The organism is Comamonas sp. B-9 (genome assembly GCF_000410635.1).
In the GTDB taxonomy this organism is placed as follows: domain Bacteria; phylum Pseudomonadota; class Gammaproteobacteria; order Burkholderiales; family Burkholderiaceae_C; genus Comamonas.
This window is the reverse complement of record NZ_APCR01000547.1, coordinates 1-317: the sequence shown is the minus strand read 5'-3', so window position 1 is coordinate 317 and position 317 is coordinate 1. Positions and strand designations below refer to the sequence as shown.

The window sequence follows — 317 nt, the reverse complement described above, 5'->3', positions numbered from 1 at the left end:
GTGATCGGCGCGCAAGGCGACGGACAACTGGTGAACTACCGCTTCCGCTCGCCGTACTACATCGTGGATCGGCTGTTTGGTGCGGCCGAGCTGCGCCTGGGTGGCGATAAGGGCGCCGTGGTGCGAATTGAGCGCACCGATGGCGTGGCACGGAGGAATTGAGCATGAGCCAAGACAACACCCCCGACCATGCCACTTCTCAGGGGGGCAAGGCGGCGCCCGAAGCGATGGCGTTGCGCGCCCAGCCGCGCCCGGTCACGCGCCTGAACCGGCGCACGCTGGCCATGCTCACCGGCGGCCTGTCGGTCGCCGTGCTC

General features: G+C 68.5%; 1 protein-coding gene and 1 pseudogene. Both read left to right on the top strand.

The genetic code is table 11. The features are described from left to right. The coding region (locus H928_RS30630; protein WP_373604906.1) for a TrbG/VirB9 family P-type conjugative transfer protein at nucleotides 1-162 on the top strand (162 nt) is incomplete at its 5' end. A gap of 2 nt (nucleotides 163-164) precedes the next feature. Beyond that, a pseudogene (locus H928_RS33030) lies at nucleotides 165-317 on the top strand (conjugal transfer protein TrbI); the annotation flags it as partial.